The organism is 'Nostoc azollae' 0708, from assembly GCF_000196515.1.
GTDB lineage: Bacteria > Cyanobacteriota > Cyanobacteriia > Cyanobacteriales > Nostocaceae > Trichormus_B > Trichormus_B azollae.
Genome location: NC_014248.1, coordinates 1114644 through 1136169 on the forward strand (window position 1 = coordinate 1114644; position 21526 = coordinate 1136169).

Genomic DNA, 21526 nt, shown 5'->3' on the forward strand with positions numbered 1-21526 from the left:
ATGAATCATCAAAGTATTAACAAAGTATTAACTGTGTATTAGCCTAGAATCTAGGGTTTGAGCCCATTACTCTAAGATGCTTGACTATCCTGCCCTACGTACCCTGCGGAAAGCAAGCTACAGCATGACCTTTCAAACATTCTCTTATCAGTTTTTGAATTTATTAAATTTATTGATGCTGGATGTGATTTTAATTGGCATATCCTTTGTAAAGAATGTAAGAATTCAGCTATCAGCAGTCAGCTTTTTCAGGCTAACGCCAAAAATACCTACCTATTTGATAATTAACCAATTTCTCAAACATTCTGACTACTGACTCCTTACTCCTGAATTCTTACGAAAAAAGACTACATTGAATTAAAGAATTAAATAGGGCTGATTATTTTTAATAGACTTAATGCAAATTTAATTTTATGTTATAATGAGCGTTTGTCTTTGTTCTAGCCAACAGTTAGAGTGACACGTTTATGTTTGAATTAGGGAGCCCAAAGAACACCAAAAATACATAAAATCTAAAAATCCCTATCATACCACAGAAACAATTTCCCATTAGGTCTAATGTAGTCGAGAGAATGAAATCCAATAACAATATACTTCTCAAGGAACAGAGAAAATATAATAACGCTGTATATGATATAGCAGAAATAGAAATTTCCATCACATACAACTTATGAATAAGGCACATGATACCTAATCAGTCCTATAAGTTGGAAGTAGTCAAGCCTAATGGAAAAATCGTGGATAAAATACTCATTTTTTTTAATTAATCTGTCACTTCAATAACAGATTACTTGCTCACTTCTGTTCAGTTACATTTCTTGCTTTCTAAATTGGTAGAAGTAATTGTAAAAATTTAACACCTATTTTCAAGATGATGCGAATAATACATATATTGAACCATGTTCAAGAAATTGGAAATGGAATTGTCAACGTAGCCATAGATTTAGCCTGTTTACAGGCCAAGACTGGTGATGATGTAGCAGTAATATCTGGTGGGGGAGAATATGAAATGTTATTGGATAAATTTGGTGTTAAACACTACAAGATCAACCAAAATCGTCAGCCTATAAATATTCTACAAGCAGCATTATCTTTTCGGGAAATTATACGAAAATTTCAGCCTGATATTGTTCATGCCCACATGATGACTGGAATAGTTCTAGCTAGTATGTTGAGATTTAGAAACAAGTATGCCTTAGTTTCCACAGTACACAATGAATTTCAGCGTGCTAGTTTATTGATGGGTTTGGCAGATAGGGTAATTGCTGTTAGTAAAGCCGTGCAAATTTCGATGATGCAACGTGGTATACCAGAGAATAAATTACGGGTAGTACGCAATGGTACTTTGGGCAGTCCCCGCACAAGGCGAATATCGGATTATCAACCTTTAAAATTACAACAACCTGCGATCACCACTGTAGCAGGTATGTATAAACGCAAAGGTATAAATGAGTTAATTGCTGCTTTTGAAAAAATTACTTTAGACTTTCCCACAGCACATCTTTATTTAGTGGGAGATGGACCAGATAGAGAGATATTTAAAGAACAAGCAAAATCAAGTGGTGTAGGCGATCAGATTCACTTTGAGGGTTTTCAAACAGAGCCCCAACGTTATTTATTAGCTTGTGATATTTTCGTTCTGGCTTCTCATAGAGATCCATGTCCCTTAGTAATTTCCGAAGCAAGAGAGGCTGGTACTGCTATTATTGCCACAGAAATAGACGGTATCCCAGAAGCTTTGGACAATGGACAAGCTGGGGTTTTAGTACCAGCTAAAGATAGTCAAGCTTTAGCTGAAGCATTAGTAAATTTATTAAGTAATCCAGACAAATTGCAAGGTTGGAAACATCGCGCACAGGAAAATTTAGAATTGCTTAATGTTGTCCGTGTGTATGAGGAAACTTTAGCAGTGTATCAAGAATTAGTTAATTAAATTGGTAAGAATTATTGATTAATTATCAATAGGTATTTTTGGCGTTAGGCTGAAAAAGCTGACTGCCGATAGCTGAATTCTTACTTAAATTGAGATCCCGTGCTTCTTAAAGAAATGAGGGATCTTGTTTCTAAATTTCTAAATTATGCTTTGTTTAAATTTCTCTTCCAGATTTTGATAAGTACAGGTTTTGCCCAACGTCCAGTAATTAAATCATGGAGCAGAGTATAAAAACAGGGGATAATAAATAGAGTAAGCATTGTTGCTAAAGACAACCCAGAAAATACAACTACACCCAAAGGTTGAAGAAACTCTGAACCTTCACCAATTCCTAAAGCCAGGGGAAACATACCCAGAACTGTGGTAATTGTTGTCATGAAAATAGGGCGTAAACGTTGAGGTGCTGCTTTTAAAATGGCGGTACGACGGTCAATTCTTTCTCGTTCTCGAATTTGATTTGCTAACTCCACCATAATAATGGCGTTATTAACCACAATACCTACTAACAAAACTGCACCGACGACGACAGTAGCACCAATAGCAGTTCCGGTGATATAAAGCCCAAAAATACCTCCTGCTAATGCCAGAGGAATGGTCAACAGAATTACTAAAGGATCAATGAGGGAATTATATTGTACAGCCATCACCACAAAGACTAAAAAGATTGCTAAACCTCCCAACAGTTGTATTGATTTTTGTAGTTCTTGATTAGATTCCGCTGTTGCACTGGGTAAAAGACTGACACCTTGAGGGAAATTTGCATTTTTGAGAACTAGATCAACTTGATCTAATGCTTGACTAAGACTTGCTCCTTCTGCCAAATTACCAGCTATTAAAAAAACTTGACGCTGATTAATCCGTTGAATTTCTCCTGGTGCTTTACCTTCGGCAATTGTCGCTACATCACTCAAGCGAATTTGTTGATTACCTTCTACAAATAAAGGTAATCTCTCTAACTGGGAAGTTGTTTGTATTGAAGCTTCATTTAACTCAACTCGCACATCTACCAAACGGTTATTGCGTTGTAGTTGGGTGGCTACGCTACCTATAATGGCGGTCTGAATTGTTTCCCCAATATCTTTAGTATTTAAACCGACATTAGCCACTCGTTCCCAGTCAGGTAAAATCTGGATTTCTGGTTGAGTTACATCTGCATCAGGACGGAATCTAACTGAGGTAACTTTTTCTTCTAAAGTTTTTAATAAAGCATGACCTGCTTTCTCTAAAGTGTCTGAGTTATTTCCTTGGAGAATTATGTCAACGTCAGCACCGCGAGTAGGGGAGTTGTTAAGAATTAAACCCCGCACTTGACCAGGGGCTAAACCGAGGCGAATATCTACTAGGTTTAGCTTAGTAAATTCTTTGGTGACACGCTCAACATAAGTCTCTATATCTGTTTTTGGTTTGAGGGTAATGGTGCTGGAACTTCTCAGGGGATTAGCAGTACTATTGCTACCAAAGAGAAAACCACCTACTGTAGAGAACGCATATTCTGTTTCTGGTTGCTGACGGAGAATGTGATCTACAGCCCTCATGACTTTTTGATTAGTTTCTAGAGGTGTACCGGGGGGAAATTGAGCTATTAAGCTAACTTGTCCGGTGTTGATGGGGGGGAGAATTTCTTGGGGAAGTTGAGGAGCCATCCACCAACTACCAGCACCTAATATGATAGTAGTGATCGCAATAGTTAATAACCGCCAGCGTAAGATCCTAGCTAACAAACCACCATATAATCTTGTAGTGGCTTCAAAACGGTGATTAAACTCGCGGAAAAACCAAAAATTACCTAGAGAACTAGAAACTGGTAAAGCTAACAGTCGAGATGTCAGCATGGGGACAACAGTAACAGCAATAAGAACTGAAGCTGCTACCGCAAAACTGATGGTGAGAATTAACTCATTAAAGAGTAATGAGATAAAACCACCAATCAGCAAAAATGGTAATACTGCTACCAAGTTTGTACTTGTAGAAGCTACTAAAGCTGATTCTACTTCTCGACTGCTTTTTTCTGCCTGTTGAATAATTAAAGCAGTTGGTAATTTTGATGTTTGATTTTGTAATTTTGATTGATTAATTCCCTCGGCAATATTTTCTAACATGACGATGGAATTATCAACGACAATTCCCACACCCAAGGCTAAACCACCCAAACTAAAAATATTCAGGGATAAACCGAATATTCCCATGAAAATAATAGCTGTTAAAAATGCTAGGGGAATAGCCAGAATAATAATTAAAGTTTGTCTTAGAGAACCTAGAAACAGAAAAACGGCTATAGCTGCTAAACCTGAACCAATCAATCCAGAAGAAGTAAGATTAGCCAGAGAACTGCGGATAAGTATTGATTCATCTAAAGTAGATGTGAGGGTTGCTTCAGCAGGAATTACACCAGCTTCCTTAAGTTTTTCTAAACGTTTTTTTACACCATCAACAACATTTACAGTATTAGCATCTGGCTGTTTTTGAATACTGACTTTAACTGCTTCTTGACCATTCAGTAATACATAAACCCGTTGTTGTTCTGAACCATCGATAACTTGGGCAAAGTCACGCAAATAAACACGATTTTTAAGATTAGAATTACGTGCAGATACTTCAAAAGAAATATTGTTAATTTCCTCAGCATTCTGGAAGCGTCCCATGGTGCGGATTAAAGGTTCAGAATTTGGACCTAGAATCCTTCCTCCAGAAATATCTTGGTTACGGTCTTGCAGTTGATTTAACACATCTGTCAAACCAACACCAATAGATTGGAGACGATCTAAATCAACATTTACCCTAACTTCTTCCTTAACTCCTCCTGATACATCTACTATTGCTACTCCTGGTACTACACCCAATTCACGAGCTAATTCTTCTTCTGCAAAAACCCGCAAGTCAACAGCTTTAAGAGTAGGTGAAGTAAGTGCGAATTCATAAACAGGTGATTGGGAAGGATCTACTTTAAATAAACGTGGTTCTGTAATAGTGTCTGGTAATCTGTTTCTGGATCGATTAAAGGTTGCTGTAGCATTATTTAAGGCTTGGTCAATATTTCCTCCTGGTTGAAAATACAAATCTAAACTCACTTGTCCTTCACGAGTGCGGGAAAAAACTTGAATTACACCTTCTGTTGCAGAAAAAGCTTCTTCTAGAGGTTTGGTAACTTCATTAATTGCTACTTCTGGAGAAATTCCTGGTGCTTCTATCCTCACACCAATTCGGGGATAAGTAATAGATGGAAGTAAATCCACGGGTAAATGAATAATGAAAAATACACCCATAACAATTACAGCCAAGGTCAGCATGAGAGTAGCGATATGCTGACGGATAGAAATGGCGCTGATACTAAAGCCGTTGTTGTTTGTTATTTGCATCTTTACCAATTCAAAGTTCAAACTGTATATTATGAATCAGCTCTTGCTTAACACCACCTAAAAATTCTTTTTTTGTGTTTTTTGTGGTTCTTTCAAATCTTTTTCCGACAAAATTGATAACTTGACAACTTCATTGTCTTTTAAATGTTTACTACTACGAACAACATAACTTTCTCCTGGTTGTAAGCCAGAGAGAATTTCTACACTACCGTTAGCTTTTTTCCCTAAAGTTACAGATTGTTCTTTTACTTTGGCTTTACCGTCGGTTTCTTGAAGAATAAATATCGTACCTGTGGTATTTTCTGGTTTTGTTTGTTGATCTGTTACATTAATTGCTGTTTGTGACACCACGACTCGCTGTGGTGTTTGGGTCGTAAAATTGACTCGTGCTAGTAGTCCGCTACCAGTTTTTCCGCCACTATTGGGAATGACTACTTCTATAGGTACTAACCTGGCTGTGCTATCAGCAGTTGGAGAAATACGCGCTACTCTACCAATGATGGTTTGATCTGGGAAGGCATCTAAACGCACTTGTACAGATTGCCCGACCTGTATTTTTGCTAGTTCTAATTCGGAAACTTGGACTACTACTTTAATCCGACTCAAGTCAGCAATTTTTAAGACTTCGCTTCCTGGTTGTAGAAGATTACCAGGTTCTGTGACTTTTTCTGTGACTACGCCGGTGATGGGGGAGATTAAGCGGGAATAGGAACGACGTTCTTTGGCGGCTTTAACTACTGCTTGCTGGGCAAATACTCTACCTTGCGCGGCGGCTACAGCTTGTTTTTCTGTACGGACTTGTTCAATGGTGGCTTGTAGGGCTTTTTGGACTGTTTGGGCTTTGGTGTTGGCTTGTTGGGCGGCTTGTTCGGAAATTGCTCCCGCTTTGAATAATTGTTGTTGTCTTTGGGAGTCTGCTTGGGCTTGGATAACTTCTAATCTGGCTTTTTCGACTTCTGCTTGAGCATTACTTACTTGTGTCATCGCCCTAGCGACTTCTGATTGACTGGTTGCTAGTTCTGCTTCTGCTTGCTGTGATGCCGTCATCAGTAGAACGTCGTCTAACTGGCTAATAATTTCTCCACGGTTGACTGTATCTCCAACATCTAAATTGAGGGCGATGAGTCTTCCTTCTACTTGCGATCGCACAGAAACTGTCCTAAATGGGGTGGTGTTACCGATATAACCTGCTGGAGGACGTAATAAGTTAGTTCGGGCGATCGCTACATCTACAGATGCTTCACTATTACCTCTTTCTCTACCATCAGGTCGCCTCGATTGGGCTCCGGCTGATTCTTTTGGTAATGAACCACAACTTGCTGTTAGTAATGCCAGTAACAGCATACAGAACATTAATAAACTATAGTTATTGATAACTGGTTTGGTAACTATAGGAGTTGATATTTTCACCTGTTTTTGTGACTTATTTGTGTCCAAAACCATGAACTTTTCTCCAATTGGGCAGTATTTGCACTCAAACAGCTTTTCCTTCCCAATTGATTGGGAATAGGTATGAACTAAGAAAAAAATAACGTCATCGTTTCTTCAACTATTTATGTATTCCTCATCACTTTTTTTGGCTTGTTCACACTGGCAGAATTATCACCATATCTACAGGATATAAATGTGTGTAATTGCTGATAGTCTCAAAGATTATAAAGTTAGTATAAAGATTATGCCAACAATAGGTAATAGGTAATAGGTCATGATTTAGCTGCTAAAAATTAATTAGGTTTTTACGGGAAATTTGTCAGTTAAAGGGTTATTGAGACTGGAATTCTTGAAGACTTTGTGTATATATTAAGAATATTAAATAAATATTGCTTTCGTAATCACCATAGAGTAGTGACGGAAGTCACTAAAGGAACAATTCACATTAAGTGAGGAAGGTAACAAGTGACATCACTGCTGAAAATTGTCCAAACTGCCGATGAACAAATGATTGCAGAGTTTTTTCAAGCATCTGTAGGACAATGGCGTTCTGAACGGCGCTATTATACCCTACCACAAGGTAAAATTAAGGAAATCGTAAGTATTATTACCATCAGATTTTTGGCACAGGGAGATGATGAATTGCAACAACTGGCTCACTTACACGACTTGTCAAATTTAGGAAGTTTGACTTGTGGTGCAAAAGTCAGTTGGGAAAGTACCGATTTACACAACGCGATAAAAGAAGCCATCGGTATGACAATTTTTGGTGTTTTGGGAAATATTTTGTATCGCGATCGCGGTTTTGCTACTACCAAACCTGTAACAGCTCAATATAATTTCCCGCATCCCAAAACCCTGTGCTTGCGAACGGAATACAACAATTCAGTATTTGAGGAAGAAATTAAGCTCATTGGTGATAAATACCGCACCAGACAAAGTATTATTTCCCGTGCTGGCGAACAGTTAATGATTGGTCAATATTTGGAAAAGCGCATTCAAGCTGAAACTAATCCCTTAATGTGATAACCTTGCGTCCACCCTGTGTACATCCGTCAGCTATCAGCTTGAAATACTAGCCAGCACTAATATTTCCAGGGCTGGCAAAATTTTCTATAAAAATTTCGTAAAATCCTCTCCCAAAAACCTGGTTTGTATGTCATCATTAGGGAGAGAATTAATTCGGCGATTAGTGATTTTGTTGTTAGTATTGACAGGCTTTTTACTTGTGGTATTTACAGACTGCTCTCCGAAATCTAAATCTCTACAAACTCGTGATTTTGGAGACATTATATGTCAGTTTACGTAGGCAATCTTTCTTACGAAGTTACACAGGACGCTTTGACACAGGTTTTCGCAGAATACGGTTCTGTAAAGCGTGTTCAAATTCCCACTGACCGGGAAACCGGCCGTGTACGTGGCTTCGCTTTTGTAGAAATGAGTTCTGATGCAGAAGAAACCGCGGCCATTGAAGCCCTTGATGGTGCTGAATGGATGGGTCGTGATTTGAAAGTTAACAAAGCCAAGCCCAAAGAAGACCGTGGTGGCGGTGGTGGTTATGGAGGCGGCGGCGGTGGTCGTGGCGGTTACGGTGGTGGCGGTGGCGGCGGTAGTCGCAATCGTTACTAAGTTTCCCCTGAATAGCTAGTTTCCATTGAATAGCTAGTTTCGATTAAATAGAAGCAACCCATTCCGACTGCGGGGTGCGTTGCTTTTTAGTATTTTGGTTTTTCATTTTATAGCTGTAGTTAAAATCCTGGTAGAATGTCTTCTCCAGAAAGTAGTGTAGGAAGGGGAGCAACGCGATTTTGTCAGGTGGGGCAAAAAGTAAGTGTGCCATCGATCACTAAAAACCCAAAATAGGCATCGGTAAAAATCATTTACCGTACAATTAAAATATTGTATACATACAAGTTGTCAATTTAATTCAATTTAATAATGAAGGTAAACAGTAAATTTCGGTTAAAAGAAAATGCGGAAATTATGTTACATCTTCCTTGTCAATGGATAGCTGGAAGTTGGCATCATAATTTCTGTAATTCCATTTTTACCTCTTTTATCCATCTTCAAACTGTCTAATATTTTATACCTACAACTCCCATTTAACAGAATTTTGGTAATCAATACCTGCCTATTTGATTACTTACCTAAGCAGCTTATTCCCACCAGCCACAAATTATTGAATGCAAGTCTTCTTAGGATATTTTGAGAAGATAGTTCGTCTTGGAATTTTATTTGCTTGATGTGATTTATTTTACTTTAATTCCAGAAAAACATTTTAGCTATATCTGTGGTTGCTGTAGCTAAAAGCACACTTTTACCCCCACCTCACAAAATCGCCTTGCTCCCTGTAGGAAGTTGGATAATTTCTACAGGTTTTCCAGGTCGGTAAATTTCTGCTTGTTTGTCTTGGGGATTAATCAACCAACCTAAACGCAAACCATTATCTATATATTCCTGCATCTTTTCTTGCAGGGTTTTGAGTCTGTCGGTTTTTGATCTCAGTTCAATAGAGAGGGGCGAAAATTTAGAAAGGAGTCTGTGTCTAGCTTTCCATAGTGTTAAGATGAGGAAAGAACCAAGGAAAGAATTAGGGTTGGGAATAGTAACTGATAGTTCCTATCCATGAAGATGTTGATGACAAATTTATAACTGACCTCATATCCATATATCCATAACATTTATGAAATGGGCAAAACTAATGAACCAATTCCTAATGTGACTAAACCACAAATAGTTAGTAAGAATTACTTGTAAGTAAATTGGGTAATTCAGGGGAAATCTTTGTTCAGGTAAGGTACCCGGAATGTTTTTACAAGTCTAATGACCTATTCAACAACAATAGCCTTGGTGGAAAACTCTTTGTTTCCTGCCCTTTGTTCTGAGTCGCCATGGCATAATCACTACCATGTTTTTCTACCTGTACACGGAGACTAGGAGGGAAAACATCTCGTAATATTTCTAGCCACTAATGAAATGTGTCCTTTACTTCCGTTTTCCATATACCGAAATGCAAACCTAAAACCTCAAATGTTGGCATTGTCCTCCAATAGAACAAGCATAGACATACCTGTTCTTTTATCTCTAGTTTCCCTTTCCCCCCTCCTCCTTTCTGATTTATACCTATGTTTTTACTTTCTATGTCACCTTGAAGTTTTTTATGCTGCATTTCACCTTGGGCTAACAAGTCTTGAAACTGATGGTTAGTTATTCCCAGTATTTGTTGTGTACGATGTGGATATTCTTGAATATAGTTAATTTAGTAGATTTTCCCTTTTGCTACACCCTCAACATTCCCTTCCACCATTTTTTTCACACCAAGTTAATTTTCCTGACAGGTCTAATACGTGTTTTTACCCCATTTTCAGATAAATCTTCCTGGAATAGGTGTAATTCGCACAAGGCCTAATAGGTGAAACTCCCGTGAATTCTGACTCCTGACACCGATACCTTTAAGCCAAACTCTGACGTACCTTTCTAAGTCGTTTGAGTCCCTTGGGAGGAATTCCTGTAAACCGAAGTGAAAAATCATTTTCCTCTGCTGCAAATTTTTGTATCACTTTGGCATATACATCTGGTTATTCTGTAAATACTGCTGTATCTGTTAATAACTTCAACTTGATATTAGTTAATATTACCAAATCATATTTACAACGAATTCGTGCGCGATTTTCAAACAGTCCGACTAATACCCCTGGCAATAATTTTACACCTGGGTGTTTACCATGTAAAAAGATAAATTCCACTGGTATTTCATCATTTAAAATTTCGACTTCTTCATCAAATTTAGGTCAATGTAAATTACATTTCTCACCAAAACTAACAATTTCATAAGTAGTAATAGGTTGTTTAATCCCTTTTGGTTCTACCTGTAAGTTACTATCAAGTCTCAACTCAATATTGGCATCTAATAGAGTATACTCAAAAATTGAAATCTGTCCTCCTACAGAATATGATTCAATCTGAGCAGCTAAATTTACATGACTACCAATCACAGTATATTCAGCCCGTTTTTAAGATCCAATATTCCCGGCTACTACTTCTCCTGTATTAATACCAATTCCCATTTCTAGAATGGGTGAATTCATTTGCTGATTTTTCCATTCACCTTTTCCATTGCCAACTCCATGGCTACAGCACAAGCCATCGCTCCTTGAGAATCATCTTCACGACTGACTAATAGGCGCTCCAAACATCACCAAAATACCATCACTCATAAAATCATTAATCGTACCTTTGTGCTGATTAATTACATCTGTCATTACTTCCAGATAAAAATTTAGAATTTCTACCACTTGTTCAGGAGGATATTTTTCATAAATAGCGGAAAATCCTATAACATCAGATACTAAAATTATAACTTTCCTCCGTTGTCCTCCTAACTTTAAACCAGAAGGCATTTCTATTAAATTGGTAACAACTTCATCTGTAAGATAACGCCCAAAAGTTTTTTGCATATTGACTGCACTCTGAAAAATATATTGGGTAATAATAACAGTTGATACTACTAAAGCTAATATTGGTGGAATCAAAGGGATCCACCAGCCAGCTAAAAATACTAAGAAGCAGCAGACAATCAATGCATTACCAGTCAACACAAAACTAACGGTAATCAAAAATATATTATGGCGTTGCTGCCAAAATAATAGACAACCAATCATAGACCATAATAAAATCCAAAGTCCTTCTTCAAATTCAGACCAAGGTTTAATTTGTGGACGACTATCTATAGCCGAACTCAAAATTTGACTGGTTAAATTAGCGTGGATTATTACACCTACCATCCGTTGTGGAGCTGCAGATGATTTACTACTATAAGGTGTGAAAAACCTATCTTTTAAACTCTCCGCAATTGAACTAACTATTACCACTTTCCGTAACATTAAATTTGGTTAAACCCGGTTTTATACTAGATCTGTGAGAGAAACTTTGACAGACTTTTGCATCGTTCCTCGATAGTTGAATGGTATTTGGTAGCTCCCAGATTTCTCCCTGACTTAACCACCATCATTATTCTTAAACATGGGGACAACCCGTCTACCTAGTTGTAAATATTTGGGGTTAGTTGTTGCTGCTTTTTCAGTAATTCCTTCTGCTTTTAAATATAAAAGTGCTAACTTAAGACTAAGACTTTCAATATAATCATTTTCATTTAAATATAAATACAACATTCCTCGATAGATTTTACCATCTCCATCAAGAGGTAGGTCATTTCCTCCAACTTGTTGAAGTTTTTTTAAAATAGGTGATGCGTGAACTAAAGAGCTATCCATATTTTCTAATACCTTTCAATGCCAATCAAATTACGCATAGATTCAAATAAGTTAACCAGTTCTGTTTGTCGAGTATTAACTGGCCAATTACCACAAATATCTAAACCTATAGCCCTGGGCTGTTGCTGTTTGATATTTTTTAAAAACTTGGTCATGACCGCATTAGAAATAGGCCAGACTTTTTGATTATTAATATCTTCTTCATTAATTTCGACTATGACAATGCGATTATCAATCCGTTCTTGTGGACGGACTAGAAACAGTTGATCTAATGCTGTTAATTCTAAAGATTGAAGTAATCCAGTGAAACGTAGTGCGATCACAATAAATATGACACTGGGAACAGCAATTAACACGCCACGCCATTCCCATAGATTTTTTTCTAAATCCTCTAAAATGAAATTCATTGATTAATTCTTGGTCTTGCAAGAATCCACTAATGGTTCAGATGCAACATTAGGTAATCCCACTGAGTCTAAAAATTGCCTCCAATTTATTTTAACTATTTCGTTATTAGGCTGAGTACAACGTAATTCTAAACTCTAAGATAGTGCTTCATGCCAAATTCCAGCTTGTGCATAGAAAGTAGATTTATGGAGTAAATCTGCTTTGACTAAGGACTCTGACAATGATAAATTTGCTGGAATTCGTTTAACAAAACTTTCTACATAAGGATTGTGGCTAGAGTCTTCTTGATCACAAATTAGGGTTAAATACCAATGATCAGTAGTATTTATTCTCAGTTTTGGTGCATTCTCAGGTAGAGTAAACCTGATAATTTCTGGTTGTTTAGGTAAGGTTAATGTTGTTTTATAAATTACTTTTTTTTCTGCATCATTGATGAGAGCAAATTCGGCAGTTGGCTCGGGGATCTGGGGTATATACCAAAAAATGTAGGATGCTCATTTAAGGTCAGTCCTGATTTATTGGCCGGAAGTAAGGCTGTTATTTCCTGTTTGTTTTTGAGGCATGAAGAACCACGAGTTGCTGCTTCAACTAACTGTTGGAGGATTAGGTTGCTCATCTACTAACGGTTTAAATCTAGCTGCAAAACCAAGGACTAGAAGTTTGGACTGATTGTCTATTGAAGGTGGCAATTTTTGACTTATTTGCCTAGTTTTGGTGTTTGAATATGATTGAGCTAGTACTGATGGTACTTGGGAATATAAAGATAAAGACAATACTAGAAAAGATATAGATGCCTAAAGCCATTTCATAGTTGAATATCCCCTTGATTAATTATTGTCATAGATGGACGTTACGTCATTCAATTTTGGACTTTCCAGAGTCTTGGTCCAACGACCTTAGATTGACCTCACAGATAAATTTGGGGGCTTGTACCATTAAAGAATCATTGGTCAGCGAGATGAAGGAAAAGACACAATATCATTTGATACAATGTGTTAATATTGATTTACGAACTATCTTTGCTAATTTGATGATTGGATTATTTTTAATATGGTGGTTAATGCTTGACAAGACGAAATATTCATCCGCAATGTTTCTGTTAGCAAATTCAAATCTAGCACTCAGCAATCAAATTTCCACTACTTACTTAAAGCGATCACTGCATTCTGTCCGCCAAAACCAAAGCTGGAACAGAGTATCTGGGAGATTTTTGTTTCTTTTGCTGTGGTGACAAAATTTAAATCAAATTCTGGTTCCTGCAATCCCACGCAGGCCGGTAATGTTTGATACCTTATACTCATAAGTGCAAAAGCCACGCCTAAAGCTGCTGATGCTCCTAGTGTATGACCTGAACTACCTTTAGTGGAACTAATTGCTACTGTTGGGGGAAATAAATGCTGAATTATTTTGCTTTCGATGCGGTCGTTGAGGAGAGTACCTGTACCATGCGCGTGAATGTAGTCAATATCTGCTGGTCTTAAGCGACTACGTTTTAAACATTGCTGGATAGCTGTGATCGCACCTTTACCTTCTGGTTCTGGCTGATAACCATGAAATGCATCTGCTGTCAAGCCAAAACCCAGAATTTCCCCATAAATATTTTCTGGCTTTGTTTGACGTTGTTTTGCCAAGTCCGCAGATTCGAGAACAAATACAGCCCCACCTTCACCTAATACCAACCCTTCTCGGTGTAAATCAAAGGGATAAGCCCCTGTTGCTGCTAAAGCCCCCATTTGCTGAAATCCACAGATGGTAAGAGGGGTAATTGGTGCTTCCACTGCACCTGCGATCACTCGTTGACATTGCCCTGTTTGAATTAACATCACAGCTTGGGCAATTGCCCAAATTCCCGTAGCACAAGCCGCCATTGGGGCTAAAACCATCCCTGTTGCACCGATTTCTCTGGCTACAGCGAGCGCATTCATCTGGGGTAAAGTATACAACCAATCTTCCAATTTCAAGGACAGTTCAAGGGTATCTTTGCCATACATCTGTCGCGCTAACTTTTCCCAAGACCCTTGATAACCACGGCTAGAACCAACTACCACGGCACAATCAACCAAAGGCGCTACTAATTTAGCATCTTCTAAAGCAGAATTAACAACCATCTTAGTCAGTGTACTCAAGTCGGATGGTTTGTCACCGATTAAGCCTAAAGGAATTTTTAAGAGTTCTGGAAATGGTTGATGTAATTTAACTCCCGTTGTACCAGATAGTAAATTTTGCCAGCTATCTTCTAAGCTGTTACCTAAAGCAGAAACTAAACCAATACCAGTGACAACAACCCTAACCAATTTTAGATTTTAGATTTTAGATTTTAGATTTTAGATTTTAGATTTTAGCAGTTGTCAGCAGGTTTGTTAACACTGACAACTAACTACTGACTACTTAACTGACTACTTAGTAGATTTTAAGTTCTGAGCACCTTTAGTGATTTTGGCAGAATCAATGCGATCACCCTGATGAATTTGATTAACTACATCAAAGCCATCAGTCACATAACCAAACACCGCGTAGCTACCATCTAGAAAACCCAGATCTGCTAGAGCAAAATAAAACTGAGAAGAAGCAGAATCAGGCAGTTGCGATCTTGCCATCGCAACTGCACCTTGTTTGTGTGTCAAAAGAGGTTTTCTAGCAATTGTTTGACTATAAACAGGTTCTTCTGCACCCTCTGGCTTAATTTCCAGTGGTATACGGCGTTCAGTCCCTATTTTTGGGTCTATATAACCACCAGTTCCTAACCTATTTGCTGGAACTTTGGGATCTTTACTTTGAGGATCACCACCTTGAACCACAAACGGTTGAGGATCACGCACAACCCGATGGAATACCAAACCATCGTAAACACCCTTTTGCACCAAATCAACGAAGTTGCCAGCAGTAATGGGAGCATTAACACCATCTACTTCGATAGTGATTGGTGCGCCTTTAACTGTGATCACCACATTAGCCTTACCTTCAAGCCGTGGTAAGTCTTTCATTCCTGGAATACTCTCACTACTAGTTTGTGATATTGCTGCTTCAGCAGTTGAGTTCGAACTTGCCTCAGTTGCCTTTGAGGCAGCCGTCGAGGCTGGAGATGTATTAGAAGCTACTTTCTCTGTGGAACATCCTCCTAATATCAAACCACCAATCATCAACATAAGCATTAAAAATTGTGGAAATTTTAACCGCATTGCCAGTTACTGACTCAACCAGAGTATCTTAGCTTCTCTTAGTAATTTTAGATTTTAGATTTTAGATTTTGAATTTTGGATTTTGGATTTTGGAATAGGGAAGATGGAAGAAAAGAAATAGTTCACTCTCCCCCTTCATTATTGCGTTTTGCTGTAATTTTCACTTGTTGATTAGTGATACCCCTAATTTAAGAGCGTATCCTTGATAGATTGCAGTTGAGCATTACGCTTGTTGAACTACTGGTTAATAGATTTGATTGGTTTACCATCGACAAGAAAGGATGCCCATATTAGGGACAAGGTGGGTTTTAGCCCACCTTGTCCTTTTTCCTCCCAGTGGCTTTTAGCCACTGGGTTTCCAAACGCCCGTGAGGTTGTTTATGATTAACATTTGTACAGTTCGACTAAAGCTCACGGAAGCCTCAATTAGCTGCAATGTACTGTATCTGTCTTTCTTCTGATCTCTGCCTCCTTCCTTCGACCTCCCATCACCGTGTTTTCAATCCAAAATCCAAAATCTAAAATCTACAATCCTTCTAAGGGTACACCCAAAAAGCGAGCTAACTGAGCTCCTTGAGTTTCCAAATCAGCTAAAGATAAAGGTTGGCCAACCCTTGTCAAAGGAATATCGCGCCGTCCTTTAACCCTGAGATAAAGTGCGCGTTGGGGATTTAGACCTTCCTTAATGGAGATACGGACAGATTGTACATCTTCGATGCGACTTTCAATTTGAATTTGACGGTCTTTACCAGGAAAACCCCAGCGAAAGATTTTGAATTTACCAGTTTCTTGATTGAATTCGTTGTAACCGCCACCGACATCCCATAAGATAACCAGCCACAAGTATAAAGCCAACAGCACCCCCGCCATGCCGTATAAGCTCATCACCAATCCTTGAGGTACAAAAATCAGTTGAGTTGGATCAGTAACTACGAGTAAATTAACTTTTAGGTAGCTGGAGATACCAGCCAACAAAAAGCCAGATGCTCCCAAACTAACAATAGTTGCCCACCAGTAGTTACTAAACCGACGAGAACCGAGGACATTTTGATACAATAGTCCATCGCCTGTATTAATCTTTGTTGAAGCCGTCATATAACTACCTTGGCCATGACATATTCTCATTCAAAGTCTGCCACTTCAGCCGTCTGAATTGCAAGTTATCAATTGGTAATTGGGCATTAGGGATTGGGGATTGGGAATTGGGAATTGGGTTTCCCTCCCCTTATACCCTTTGGGCATTGGTACAACAAAGAATTATTCCTATTCCCCGCTCTCTGTTCCCTTTCCCCGCTCCCTGTTCCCTGTCTCCTGAAAAAGATTTCTGAGAAAACTTGTGTCAGATTATTAAGATTATGATATTCATTATAATCTTTAATATCCTTAATGCGTAATTTACCTGCGTATCTCCAGCGCAAACCGTGATTAATGTGATAAGTTAAGAATCATTACGCCTACCACAACTTAGATTATTAGTTAGTGGTAGGCGTAATGGCATAATCATGAGAAACGCTCAACTAGTAAGGCGTTAATTTCTCAAAATTTTAGGCGCTTGTTAAGTGGCTAAAAGTGTCAAAAAACGTTTAATTCCTCGTGTATTCGCTCCAAATCAGGAAATCTGAATCAAAGCGCAGCCTTAAAAACGTAGCAATTTTAGTAAACAAGAGGATTTTATTTCAATGACCATCGCAGTTGGACGCGCCCAGTCAAGAGGGTGGTTTGACGTACTAGACGACTGGTTGAAGCGCGATCGCTTCGTATTCGTAGGTTGGTCAGGAATATTACTATTCCCCTGCGCCTTCCTAGCACTAGGTGGCTGGCTAACCGGTACAACCTTCGTCACCTCCTGGTACACCCACGGATTAGCATCCTCCTATCTAGAAGGAGCAAACTTCCTCACAGTAGCAGTATCCACACCCGCAGACAGCATGGGACACTCCCTACTGTTACTCTGGGGACCTGAAGCTCAAGGTAACTTAACTCGTTGGTTTCAACTAGGTGGCCTATGGCCATTCGTTGCTCTACACGGAGCATTCGGACTAATCGGCTTCATGTTGCGCCAATTTGAAATTGCCAGACTAGTAGGGATTCGTCCTTACAACGCTCTCGCCTTCTCAGGCCCCATCGCCGTATTCGTCAGCGTCTTCTTGATGTATCCCTTGGGACAATCTAGCTGGTTCTTTGCACCCAGCTTTGGTGTAGCAGCAATCTTCCGATTCTTGTTATTCCTACAAGGTTTCCACAACTGGACACTCAACCCCTTCCACATGATGGGTGTAGCCGGAATATTAGGTGGTGCATTGCTATCTGCCATTCATGGTGCAACAGTAGAAAACACCCTGTTTGAAGATGGCGAAGGCTCCAATACCTTCCCCGGATTTAATCCCACCCAGGCGGAAGAAACCTACTCCATGGTGACAGCAAACCGATTCTGGTCACAGATTTTCGGGATTGCTTTCTCTAACAAACGTTGGTTACACTTCTTCATGTTGTTTGTCCCAGTCACAGGCTTGTGGATGAGTGCAGTAGGAATTGTGGGTTTAGCATTAAACCTACGGGCTTATGACTTCGTTTCCCAAGAATTACGGGCAGCAGAAGACCCAGAGTTTGAAACTTTCTATACCAAAAATATTTTGCTGAACGAGGGTATCCGCGCTTGGATGGCTCCTCAAGATCAACCCCACGAACAATTTGTATTCCCTGAGGAGGTATTACCTCGTGGTAACGCTCTCTAATAGATCAGTTATAGGAGGCGGACGTGATCAAGAATCAAGCGGCTTTGCTTGGTGGTCTGGAAACGCTCGTTTAATTAACCTATCTGGTAAACTGCTTGGCGCTCACGTTGCCCATGCTGGTTTAATCGTCTTCTGGGCTGGAGCAATGACTTTATTTGAAGTTGCTCACTTTATCCCAGAAAAGCCCATGTACGAACAGGGCTTGATTCTTCTGCCTCACATTGCTACATTAGGTTGGGGCGTTGGTGCTGGTGGTGAAGTAATTGACACCTTCCCCTACTTTGTTGCTGGTGTACTGCACCTGATTTCCTCTGCTGTACTGGGTTTTGGTGGCATCTATCATGCCGTTCGTGGCCCAGAAACATTAGAAGAATATTCTTCCTTTTTCGGTTACGACTGGAAAGACAAGAACAAAATGACCAACATCATCGGCTTCCACCTTATCATCTTGGGATGTGGTGCGCTGCTGTTGGTGTTAAAGGCTATGTTTTTCGGCGGTGTCTATGATACCTGGGCACCCGGTGGTGGTGATGTGCGTGTTATTACTAACCCCACACTCAATCCAGCGATCATCTTTGGTTATCTAATTAAAGCTCCCTTCGGTGGCGAAGGCTGGATTGTTAGCGTTGATAACATGGAAGATGTTATCGGTGGTCACATTTGGATTGCTTTAATTTGTATTTCCGGTGGTATTTGGCACATCTTCACTAAGCCTTTTGCTTGGGCGCGTCGCGCTTTCATCTGGTCTGGTGAAGCTTACCTTTCCTACAGCTTGGGCGCTCTTTCCTTGATGGGCTTTATCGCTTCCATCATGGTTTGGTACAACAACACTGTTTACCCCAGCGAATTCTTCGGTCCTACTGGTCCTGAAGCTTCTCAAGCACAAGCTTTAACCTTCTTGATTCGTGACCAACGCTTAGGTGCTAACGTTGGTTCTGCTCAAGGGCCTACTGGTCTAGGTAAATACTTGATGCGTTCTCCTACTGGTGAAATCATCTTCGGTGGTGAAACCATGCGCTTCTGGGATTTCCGTGGTCCTTGGTTAGAGCCTCTCCGTGGTCCTAACGGTCTTGACCTCGAGAAAATCAAGAATGATATTCAGCCTTGGCAAGCTCGTCGTGCTGCTGAATACATGACTCACGCTCCTCTAGGTTCTTTGAACTCTGTAGGTGGTGTAGCTACTGAAATCAACTCTTTCAACTATGTATCTCCTCGTGCGTGGTTGTCTACCTCTCACTTCGTATTAGGTTTCTTCTTCCTTATCGGTCACTTGTGGCATGCAGGACGCGCTCGTGCGGCTGCTGGTGGTTTTGAGAGAGGTATTGACCGTGAGAACGAACCAGCATACAGCATGAAGGATCTTGACTAGATTTTTGCTTCTGTTTATTTCATCACTGACAATCAATTAATTTTCAAGCTCTTGCTTCACAACAAGAGCTTTTTTCTGGCTAAAAAAACAAGCCTGCATGAGCAGGCTTAAATTCGGTATTTTAGTTTGTGAGAATAGAAAATACCCTAAATGAAAAGAAATCTAGAGTCCAAAAAATATCCTAACAATGCCTAAAAGAGTACCCAAAGGACTAGCTACAGTATTGACTGTATCACTAGTCTTAGCAATACCAGAACGGCTAACTAGGACAACATCATTATTGTGAAGTATAGGATTCGTTTCGTCATTAATTCCCTTTGAGAAATCTATTTTTACTACCCGTTTACTAACAGTGCCATTGGGGTTGAGACGAATCAAATCTACAGCAGCACTACTAGCCCTAGCATCATTGAAACCTCCAGCAGCCAGCAAAGCCTGATTTAAAGAGCTATTAGGTTGTAAAGCTGTTAATCCAGGTTTTTTCACTTCTCCTACTACCCCAACTTGAATAGTTGCAGGTGACAAAGTAGTGGTAGCTAATTGGGTCACTTCTGCTGTGTTAATCTCAGTTGCTGTGGGGACTACAATTGTATCTCCATCTTGCAACACGACATCTTGATTGAGATCCCCAGTTTGCAACAATTCCCAGAGATTAATATTTAAAGTTTGTTCTGAGCCAATTCTTGTAGGACGACGGATTTTAATACTCCTTACATCAGCTTGTGATGTAATTCCTCCGGCTAGTTGAATTCCCCGCATTAAAGTTGGTAAGCCACTTCCAGGGGCTACAGTACCTGCTTCCGAACTAGAAGAACCTGGTGTCACCAGATAAGAACCAGGACGGTAAACTTGTCCTGTAATAGCAACTGTGCGAGGTGCGTTTTGACTAGCTGCATAGTTAGCAGCAAATAAATTTCGGGCTTCAGCAACGTTGAAGTTCGTGGCGGTGGGTACAACGATTGTGTCTCCATCCCGTAAGGTAATATCTTGGGGTATCTTACCTGTTTTGGTGATTTCTTTTAAGTTAAAACTAATAACTTGTTCACCAGAACGTCCTATTTTACGGCGTAATTGTACTTTGCTTACATCTGCTGCTAGTGTTACCCCTTGGGCTGTAGTCAGCGCAGCTAATACGGTCGGGTATTGTACACCAGGATTATCGCCTCCACTTCCCTGTAAGCTGAGAGTGTAAGATCCTGGTCTTGTTACTTCTCCGGCTACAAAAACATTAATAGGACGAGATGATAACAAATTCACGGAAATCAGGGGACGTTTCAGAAAACGAGCATATCTTCTGGCTATTTCATCTGCTGCCTGTTCTGTTGTTAATCCCAGAACAGATATACTGCCAATTAAAGGCAGATTAATCGCACCACCAGGGGGAACTTGGTACTCACCTGTATATTCTGGTACTTCAAAGACATTGACGCGAATGCGATCGCCACCGCCTAATAAGTAATCTGTGGATATGGTTGACGCTGCTGATAGTTTTTGTGTCTGGGCTAGGCTGAGAGATGATAAAGCAATATTAACTGTTGTTAATAAAACTACAGCTGTAGTTGAATGACTGAAAATTTTCCACAAATGTATATTAAGCATATTTACCTGAGACTCTGAGACTAGGATCTGTAAAGTATTGTCTAAACATTTTACCGTTGACTATACTTAATTATTCAAGTTCCCCAATACTGTTATTTACCTAAGTAATCTTGATTTTCCGGATCTAATTTAATGAGGCATTCAGAATTTTGAGTGAAGCTAATTTAAAGATGAACTAAGTGACATAAATTAATTCTTTAAGATTAGTAGAGCAAGTTTCATGACAATAGTCAATAGTTAAGA

At 39.4% G+C, this 21526-nt stretch carries 18 protein-coding genes and 2 pseudogenes; 6 read left to right on the forward strand and 14 right to left on the reverse strand.

Annotation, left to right across the window (positions count from 1 at the left end):
• Nucleotides 1-874: 874 nt before the first annotated feature.
• Nucleotides 875-1933 (forward strand): glycosyltransferase, encoded by a 1059-nt coding sequence (locus AAZO_RS05090; protein ID WP_041642621.1) that lies wholly within the window; start codon nucleotides 875-877, stop codon nucleotides 1931-1933.
• A 143-nt stretch (nucleotides 1934-2076) separates the two neighbouring features.
• On the opposite strand, the gene AAZO_RS05095 is transcribed toward AAZO_RS05090, so the two are convergent.
• Both AAZO_RS05095 and AAZO_RS05100 read right to left on the reverse strand, forming a co-directional pair.
• Nucleotides 2077-5289: an efflux RND transporter permease subunit gene (locus AAZO_RS05095; RefSeq protein WP_013190426.1), complete on the reverse strand. Its 3213-nt coding sequence runs from the start codon at nucleotides 5287-5289 to the stop codon at nucleotides 2077-2079.
• Between the two features lie 57 nt (nucleotides 5290-5346).
• Nucleotides 5347-6732, reverse strand: a complete 1386-nt coding sequence (locus AAZO_RS05100) for an efflux RND transporter periplasmic adaptor subunit (RefSeq protein WP_013190427.1) — start codon at nucleotides 6730-6732, stop codon at nucleotides 5347-5349.
• A gap of 453 nt (nucleotides 6733-7185) precedes the next feature.
• Between AAZO_RS05100 and AAZO_RS05105 the strand changes: the two genes are divergently transcribed.
• From AAZO_RS05105 to AAZO_RS05110, 3 genes are all read left to right on the forward strand, one after another.
• The gene (locus AAZO_RS05105) at nucleotides 7186-7746 is read left to right on the forward strand and encodes a phycobiliprotein lyase (RefSeq protein WP_013190428.1); all 561 of its coding nucleotides are present in this window, start codon (nucleotides 7186-7188) and stop codon (nucleotides 7744-7746) included.
• 130 nt (nucleotides 7747-7876) lie between these two features.
• Complete coding sequence (locus AAZO_RS34915) at nucleotides 7877-8029, forward strand: hypothetical protein (RefSeq protein ID WP_013190429.1); 153 nt, start codon at nucleotides 7877-7879, stop codon at nucleotides 8027-8029.
• Nucleotides 8014-8349 (forward strand): RNA recognition motif domain-containing protein, encoded by a 336-nt coding sequence (locus AAZO_RS05110; RefSeq protein WP_013190430.1) that lies wholly within the window; start codon nucleotides 8014-8016, stop codon nucleotides 8347-8349. Before AAZO_RS34915 ends, AAZO_RS05110 begins: the two co-directional genes overlap by 16 nt.
• A gap of 699 nt (nucleotides 8350-9048) precedes the next feature.
• On the opposite strand, the pseudogene AAZO_RS28835 reads toward AAZO_RS05110, so the two are convergent.
• From AAZO_RS28835 to AAZO_RS05135, 11 genes and pseudogenes are all read right to left on the reverse strand, one after another.
• Nucleotides 9049-9231: pseudogene (locus tag AAZO_RS28835) on the reverse strand (Uma2 family endonuclease); the annotation flags it as partial.
• A 457-nt stretch (nucleotides 9232-9688) separates the two neighbouring features.
• Nucleotides 9689-9889 carry a helix-turn-helix domain-containing protein gene (locus AAZO_RS42235; RefSeq protein WP_228371509.1) on the reverse strand — a complete coding sequence of 67 codons (201 nt, stop codon included), beginning with the start codon at nucleotides 9887-9889 and terminating at the stop codon, nucleotides 9689-9691.
• Nucleotides 9890-10298: 409 nt separating this feature from the next.
• A complete protein-coding gene (locus AAZO_RS42240; protein ID WP_338027042.1) occupies nucleotides 10299-10466 on the reverse strand; it encodes a hypothetical protein in 168 nt (55 codons plus the stop codon).
• Between the two features lie 45 nt (nucleotides 10467-10511).
• A complete protein-coding gene (locus AAZO_RS42245) occupies nucleotides 10512-10715 on the reverse strand; it encodes a hypothetical protein (RefSeq protein WP_338027043.1) in 204 nt (67 codons plus the stop codon).
• A 171-nt stretch (nucleotides 10716-10886) separates the two neighbouring features.
• Nucleotides 10887-11603, reverse strand: coding sequence for a CHASE2 domain-containing protein (locus AAZO_RS42250; RefSeq protein ID WP_338027044.1), 717 nt, complete (start codon nucleotides 11601-11603; stop codon nucleotides 10887-10889).
• A gap of 114 nt (nucleotides 11604-11717) precedes the next feature.
• Complete coding sequence (locus AAZO_RS42255) at nucleotides 11718-11993, reverse strand: CHASE2 domain-containing protein (RefSeq protein WP_338027045.1); 276 nt, start codon at nucleotides 11991-11993, stop codon at nucleotides 11718-11720.
• A 5-nt stretch (nucleotides 11994-11998) separates the two neighbouring features.
• Entirely contained in the window at nucleotides 11999-12400 is a 402-nt protein-coding gene (locus AAZO_RS42260) for a CHASE2 domain-containing protein (RefSeq protein WP_338027046.1), read from the reverse strand.
• 135 nt (nucleotides 12401-12535) lie between these two features.
• A pseudogene (locus AAZO_RS28845) lies at nucleotides 12536-13017 on the reverse strand (DUF928 domain-containing protein).
• Between the two features lie 523 nt (nucleotides 13018-13540).
• A complete protein-coding gene (locus AAZO_RS05125; protein WP_013190431.1) occupies nucleotides 13541-14695 on the reverse strand; it encodes a beta-ketoacyl-ACP synthase in 1155 nt (384 codons plus the stop codon).
• Between the two features lie 102 nt (nucleotides 14696-14797).
• Nucleotides 14798-15580 (reverse strand): peptidylprolyl isomerase, encoded by a 783-nt coding sequence (locus AAZO_RS05130; RefSeq protein ID WP_013190432.1) that lies wholly within the window; start codon nucleotides 15578-15580, stop codon nucleotides 14798-14800.
• Between the two features lie 525 nt (nucleotides 15581-16105).
• On the reverse strand, nucleotides 16106-16675 hold the full coding sequence (locus tag AAZO_RS05135; protein WP_013190433.1) for a photosystem I assembly protein Ycf4: 570 nt from the start codon (nucleotides 16673-16675) through the stop codon (nucleotides 16106-16108).
• A 584-nt stretch (nucleotides 16676-17259) separates the two neighbouring features.
• On the opposite strand from AAZO_RS05135, the gene psbD reads away from it, so the two are divergent.
• Nucleotides 17260-18315 carry a photosystem II D2 protein (photosystem q(a) protein) gene (psbD, locus tag AAZO_RS05140; protein WP_013190434.1) on the forward strand — a complete coding sequence of 352 codons (1056 nt, stop codon included), beginning with the start codon at nucleotides 17260-17262 and terminating at the stop codon, nucleotides 18313-18315.
• A complete protein-coding gene (gene psbC / locus AAZO_RS05145; protein WP_013190435.1) occupies nucleotides 18299-19684 on the forward strand; it encodes a photosystem II reaction center protein CP43 in 1386 nt (461 codons plus the stop codon). The genes psbD and psbC overlap by 17 nt, the downstream gene beginning before the upstream one ends.
• A 162-nt stretch (nucleotides 19685-19846) precedes the next feature.
• Here psbC and AAZO_RS05150 read toward each other — a convergent pair whose 3' ends face one another.
• Nucleotides 19847-21283 (reverse strand): polysaccharide biosynthesis/export family protein, encoded by a 1437-nt coding sequence (locus AAZO_RS05150; RefSeq protein ID WP_013190436.1) that lies wholly within the window; start codon nucleotides 21281-21283, stop codon nucleotides 19847-19849.
• Nucleotides 21284-21526 lie beyond the last annotated feature (243 nt).